Annotated in this window: 4 protein-coding genes; 3 read left to right on the top strand and 1 reads right to left on the bottom strand. The window is 50.1% G+C overall.

Annotation, left to right across the window (positions count from 1 at the left end):
• The first annotated feature begins 137 nt into the window (after positions 1-137).
• The 3 genes from KQJ18_RS20435 to pdxY all read left to right on the top strand — a co-directional run bounded on the left by KQJ18_RS20435 (position 138) and on the right by pdxY (position 3,832).
• Positions 138-1,508 carry a tyrosine phenol-lyase gene (locus KQJ18_RS20435; RefSeq protein ID WP_038636869.1) on the top strand — a complete coding sequence of 457 codons (1,371 nt, stop codon included), beginning with the start codon at positions 138-140 and terminating at the stop codon, positions 1,506-1,508.
• 189 nt (positions 1,509-1,697) lie between these two features.
• The gene (locus KQJ18_RS20430) at positions 1,698-2,963 is read left to right on the top strand and encodes an aromatic amino acid transporter (protein WP_038636871.1); all 1,266 of its coding nucleotides are present in this window, start codon (positions 1,698-1,700) and stop codon (positions 2,961-2,963) included.
• An 11-nt stretch (positions 2,964-2,974) separates the two neighbouring features.
• Positions 2,975-3,832: a pyridoxal kinase PdxY gene (gene pdxY / locus KQJ18_RS20425; RefSeq protein ID WP_216422608.1), complete on the top strand. Its 858-nt coding sequence runs from the start codon at positions 2,975-2,977 to the stop codon at positions 3,830-3,832.
• Between the two features lie 423 nt (positions 3,833-4,255).
• Here the strand turns inward: pdxY and KQJ18_RS20420 are convergent, their stop codons facing one another.
• Positions 4,256-5,809, bottom strand: a complete 1,554-nt coding sequence (locus KQJ18_RS20420) for an L-lactate permease (RefSeq protein ID WP_204525607.1) — start codon at positions 5,807-5,809, stop codon at positions 4,256-4,258.
• Positions 5,810-6,339: the final 530 nt, after the last annotated feature.

Here is a 6,339-nt window from a genome sequence, read left to right as displayed (position 1 = left end):
CTTGCATAGTGCCTCCACATTATTTCTCCCCCTGGCTCAGGAGGCGAATAGTTATATTTCATCAGACTTTATTGATGAACCAGGTATGCTTTACTTCACATTAATACGTACATGACCACTGTTACTGGAGAAACAAAATGAATTATCCGGCAGAACCCTTCCGTATTAAAAGCGTTGAAACTGTATCTATGATCCCGCGTGATGAACGCCTTAAGAAAATGCAGGAAGCGGGTTACAATACTTTCCTGTTAAATTCGAAAGATATTTATATTGACCTGCTGACCGACAGTGGCACCAACGCAATGAGCGACAAGCAGTGGGCCGGAATGATGATGGGTGATGAAGCGTACGCGGGCAGCGAAAACTTCTACCATCTGGAAAGAACGGTTCAGGAGTTGTTTGGCTTTAAACATATTGTTCCGACTCACCAGGGCCGCGGCGCTGAAAACCTGTTATCGCAGCTGGCTATTAAACCTGGGCAATATGTTGCAGGGAATATGTATTTCACCACTACCCGTTATCACCAGGAAAAAAATGGCGCGGTGTTTGTCGATATCGTTCGTGACGAAGCGCACGATGCCGGTCTGAATATTGCATTTAAAGGTGATATCGATCTTAAAAAATTACAAAAGCTGATTGATGAAAAAGGCGCCGAGAATATTGCCTATATCTGCCTGGCGGTGACGGTTAACCTCGCGGGCGGGCAGCCGGTATCGATGGCAAACATGCGTGCGGTACGTGAACTGACAAAAGCACACGGCATTAAAGTGTTCTACGACGCCACCCGCTGCGTAGAAAACGCCTACTTTATCAAAGAGCAAGAGCAGGGCTTTGAGAACAAGAGCATCGCAGAGATCGTGCATGAGATGTTCAGCTACGCCGACGGTTGTACCATGAGTGGTAAAAAAGACTGTCTGGTAAACATCGGCGGTTTCCTGTGCATGAATGATGACGAAATGTTCTCTGCTGCCAAAGAGTTAGTCGTGGTCTACGAAGGGATGCCATCCTACGGCGGCCTGGCCGGACGCGACATGGAAGCCATGGCGATTGGCCTGCGCGAAGCCATGCAGTATGAGTACATTGAGCACCGCGTGAAGCAGGTGCGCTACCTGGGCGACAAGCTGAAAGCTGCTGGCGTACCGATTGTTGAACCGGTGGGTGGTCATGCGGTATTCCTCGATGCGCGCCGCTTCTGCGAGCATCTGACGCAGGACGAGTTCCCGGCGCAAAGCCTGGCTGCCAGCATCTATGTAGAAACTGGTGTACGTAGTATGGAGCGCGGAATTATCTCTGCGGGTCGTAATAACGTGACCGGCGAACACCACAGACCGAAACTGGAAACCGTGCGTCTGACGATTCCACGTCGCGTTTATACCTACGCGCATATGGATGTGGTGGCCGACGGCATTATTAAACTTTACCAGCACAAAGAAGATATTCGCGGGCTGAAGTTTATATACGAGCCGAAGCAGTTGCGTTTCTTTACCGCACGCTTTGATTATATCTAAATAATCATTATGGCCCCATCTGGCGATGGGGCTTTTTTGTCTTCTTTTTCCATGAACAGGAAGCCTTTGCGGTGTCCGTTACCGTGACAGAACTATAAAAAGTAAACCCTGACTCCGACATTTTTATTATCCGCATGATGTACAAATGACAGCTGTAATTATAACGAATAGTCTACAGGAACATTTATCATGGATATTAATGCCATTGAGCGACAGAGTAGTACCCCCGGACTGATTAGCGGAACCATGTTGGTTATCGCGACCGTAGTGGGTGGCGGAATGTTTTCCCTGCCGATTGCGATGGCTGGCGTATGGTTCCCCGGTGCGTCGGTTATTCTTCTCTTTATTGCCATCATGATGTTATTAACCGGTCTGATGCTGGTTGAAGTTAACCTGCATTATGGCGCTGGTGCCAGTTTTAATACCTTTACCCAGGATTTATTAGGCCGTAAGTGGAATATTGTGGTGGGTATCGCTTTCGGCTTTGTGCTGTATATTCTGACCTATGCCTATATCTCCGGTTCATCGGCGGTGATGGCGCAAACCGTATTCAAATACAGCGGCGTACGTTTTCCGGCAAATATCTCGGTGATTATCGTCAGTATGCTGGTTGGGGCAATTGCCTGGTACAGTTCCTTGCTGGTTGGACGCATCACTACCGTGCTGATTATCGGTAAGTTTGTGGCGTTCTTTGCCACCTTCTCCGGATTGGTGGGCCATATCGAAGTGGCAAAACTCGTCGACAGCGTGGCGGTGGCGCTGCCCAATTCGCAGTATCTGCCGTATATCCTGATGACGCTGCCGTTCTGCATTATCTCGTTTGGTTTTCACGGTAACGTGCCGAGCCTGGTCAAGTTGTATGGCACGAGCGGGATTTCGAATATTACACGCTCTATTATCATCGGCACGCTGTTTGCCCTGCTGCTGTATATCTTCTGGTTAGCCGTTACGATGGGCAACATTAGCCGTTCCTCGTTCCCGCCAATTATCGCCAAAGGCGGCAATATCGACGTGTTTGTCGAGGCCATCAGTGGGCTGTTCACCAGCCGTTATATGGATCTGATCCTGACCTTCTTCGGCAACTTCGCGGTAGCCAGTTCCCTGCTGGCGGCGACGCTTGGCCTGTTTGATTACATCGCCGATCTGTTTCATTTCCCGGATGACGGCATGGGCCGCCTGAAAACCGCGCTGGTGACTTACTTCCCGCCAGCCGCCGTGTGCTTCTTCTTCCCGAACGGTTTTGTGCACGCGATTGGTTACGCCGGTCTGGCCTTTACCATCTGGAGCGTGATCCTGCCGCCGTTCCTGGTGAAAGCGGCGCGGAAACGTTTTCCGACCGCCAGCTATACCGCGCCGTGTAATAACACCGTGCTCAATCTGGTGATTGTCTGTGGGGCGATTGTTTATCTGACGGTTGTTCTGGACGTATTTGGTCTGCTGCCAACGTTTCGTTAGACGGAGTCAAAATGAAAAACGTGTTGTCTGTTCAGTCGTCAGTCGTTTATGGCTATGCCGGAAATAAAGCCGCCGTGTTGCCGATGCAGCTTTCGGGGATCGATGTATGGCCGTTTTACACCGTGCAGTTTTCCAACCACACCCAGTACGGGATGTGGCAGGGCATGGCGATGCCGCACGGCGAGTTGAGCGCCATCATCAGCGGGCTGGATGACCTGCAAAAGCTGGCGCAATGTGATGCCGTATTGTCAGGGTATCTTGGAGATAAACGCCATTGCGAAGAGGTCAAGCACGCGGTCACCACCATTCGCCAGCGTAATCCGCAGGCGCTCTATTTTTGCGATCCAGTAATGGGCGACCCGCAAAAAGGCTGCATTGTCGCGCAGGGCGTGGAGTCCTTTTTTGTCGATGACGCTATTCAACTGGCCGACATAATGGGGCCGAATCTCTATGAGCTGGGCGTGCTGACGGGCAGACAACTGCGTAGTTTTGACGAGGTGGTGGAAGCGGCGCAGCAGCTGGTGGCATGGGGCGTGAACAAGGTACTGGTGAAGCATCTCGGCGACTGCTCGCGTGACAAACAGGCGTTTGAAATGCTGCTGGTGACGGCGGAACAGACGTTACACATCGCCCGGCCGCTGTATAGCTTTGCCAAAATGCCGGTGGGCGTAGGGGATCTGATTTGCAGCGTGATGCTGGCCTCACTGCTCAATGGTTATGATGACAAGTTGGCGCTGGAGCGGACCACCAGTGTTGTTGACGCGGTGATGCGACTAACGAAAGAGCGCGACTCGTATGAACTGCGGCTGATAGACGCGCGTCACCAGATAATGGAGCCGCAGATTCGCTATCAGGCAACGGTACTGTAGCGCCGCAAGGAGGCTCTATGTTTCTGACATTACTACGATTTCAGCATCCGCTGGTCTACCGTTTTGCGTGGCTTCGTCTGTGGGTCAGGGTGTTAAGAGCGTGCGGGCTGCGCAAGTGAAAGGGGGCCAGTTGCCGGATGCGGCGCTTGCGCCTTATCCGGCCGACAAATGAGCGTGAAACGCAGACATTACACGCGGAAGTAGCGTGGTGGGATCAACGCAGAAAAGGCGTCGAACTTCTTCACCATCTTTTTCCAGAACAACATAACAACAATCCTCGATTTGAAACATCGGCGCTATTTTAGTCAGCGCCGACAAATCGTAAAGCCTGTTACCTCGTTCCGATCCCAGGGCGGTGTAAACCTTTATGGTCACCGCGTCGTCAAATACGATTGCCGCGAATTTGGCGGGGTTGACAACGGGTTACGCCATAAACCAGTAATAAAAGAGACCGACTTTCAGGCCGAGGATCACAATGTAGGCGCAGCAGTATTTCATGGTGCCAGACATTATCTGGTTGGCCTGACCGTCCATTTTGGTGGCTGAAACTGCGATGGCGATGCTCTGCGGCGAAATCATTTTTCCGCCCGTTGCGCCGGAGGTGTTGGCCGCCGCCAGCCAGTTGGGATCGATATGCAGCTTACTGGCGGCAATGGTTTGCAGTTTACCGAACAGAATGTTCGAGTTGGTATCGCTGCCGGTGACAAATGTGCCCAGCGCGCCAATCACCGGGGCGAGGAAGACGTATGAGCTGCCGGTCAAATCAACAATCGACTGGGCCAGCGTGGAGATAATCCCACTGAGATCCATCACCGTGGCCAGCGCGACGATCGCCATAATCGCCACAATGGAATTTTTAAGCTGGAAAATAGTTTTGATAAACACTTCCAGCATCCCACGTGCCGAAGCCCCCTGAATAAAACCGCCGATAATGGTCGCAAAGATGATCAGCATCCCCGGCGTGGTCACCCATTCCACTTTCAGCGCCAGGGTTTTGCCGTCGGCTAGCGTAAAATACAGTACCGAGGCCAGTTGGGACGCCGCGGCTTTTATCGTCGGGAACAGCGGTGAACACAGCAGGATAAAGACAAAAATAAACAGATAGATAGAGCCCACGCGGAACAACACTTTTGCCGAGCGCGGCGTGGTTTCGCGGGTATGGCTGACCTCAATGCGCCATTCGGGATCGGTTTTTCCTTTGCGCAGGCGGCTGACTATCGCGACGGCAAACAGGCTGACCAGGCTCCCGGCAAAGGCAGGCAATTCCGCGCCAAGATGGATAGCAACAAAATATTGCGGAACCAGCGTGGTGATGCCGCACATCAGTGTGATCAGAAATACGCCGCGAATGGCTTTCAGGCCGCCGCCAATTATGCAGACAATGACAAACGGCAGCAGGATATTAAACAGCGCCAGTTGCAAAATAATGGTTCCGCCTAAGGTATAAACCGGCAGATTAACCTGTTCCGCCAGAATAGAAACCGGGATCCCGACCGCGCCGAATGCGGTGGGAACGGTATTTGCAACCAGAGAGGCGATCGCCGCCTTCAGCGGGTTGAATCCGAGCGCAATAAGAATGCCGATTGGAATGGCGACCGCCGTACCATAACCCGCCGCAGCTTCAAGGAATCCGCCAAAGCACCATGAAATCAGCAGCACCTGAATACGCTTATCTTCGCTAATGCTGGCGAGAATATCGCGCAGAATATCCAGCGCTTTGGTCGCCTGCATGACGTTATAACTGAAGATAGCGCCGAGGATCACTATCACGATCGGCCATAATCCCTTCAGTGCGCCATAGCCTATTGCAGCTTTCAGATTCTGTACGGGCATTTCCCAGAATAGTGCTGATAACGCGGCGGTGAAAACTAAAGAGATTAGCACGGAATAATGGATGGCCATTTTTAGTTTTAATATTAAAAATACCATCAGTAGTAACGGAGAGAGTGCCAGGGCAAACATAAAATATTCGTTCATTGCTATTCCCGATTGGTTTATTAAACCTGATTTATATTTATGGCGGGGAGGCTACATTGCTGGATTAATAAAAGCTGTAAACTGAATCGCTTCAGTGGATAAAGTAATTATGATTTGTGGTTTTGTAACTATTGTAATCTTTTAATTAAAATTTAACGCCGAATAAATATACTTAAGAGTAAGTGATATACCTATAAGTAGTTATTTAACAACGTGTTTTATAATGGTAGTGACGAGAATAGTTATCTCCTGAAACTATTTTTAAGGTGTTAATAATGCTGTGGTTTTAAATATAAAAATGTGAGCGATGCCGAAATAAATAAACCTGGCTATTGCATGTCCGAGTCGATTAGGGGATTATTTTGTTTTGTCATACAAATTAAAATGCAGACATTTGCGATTGTCCTGATATAAGAAACGGAGAGTCGCCATCAAAGGAAAACGATCTGAGCAACATTATGAACCCAGGCATTAGTAAAACGAGCAAACCGAAAAACTGGGTGTGAAAGACGATTGAACCTTTGCTTGAT

The sequence above is a fragment of the Citrobacter sp. S55_ASV_140 genome (assembly GCF_018919505.1).
GTDB classification, from domain to species: Bacteria; Pseudomonadota; Gammaproteobacteria; order Enterobacterales; family Enterobacteriaceae; genus Citrobacter; species Citrobacter werkmanii.
This window is presented reverse-complemented; position numbering and strand designations above follow the sequence as displayed.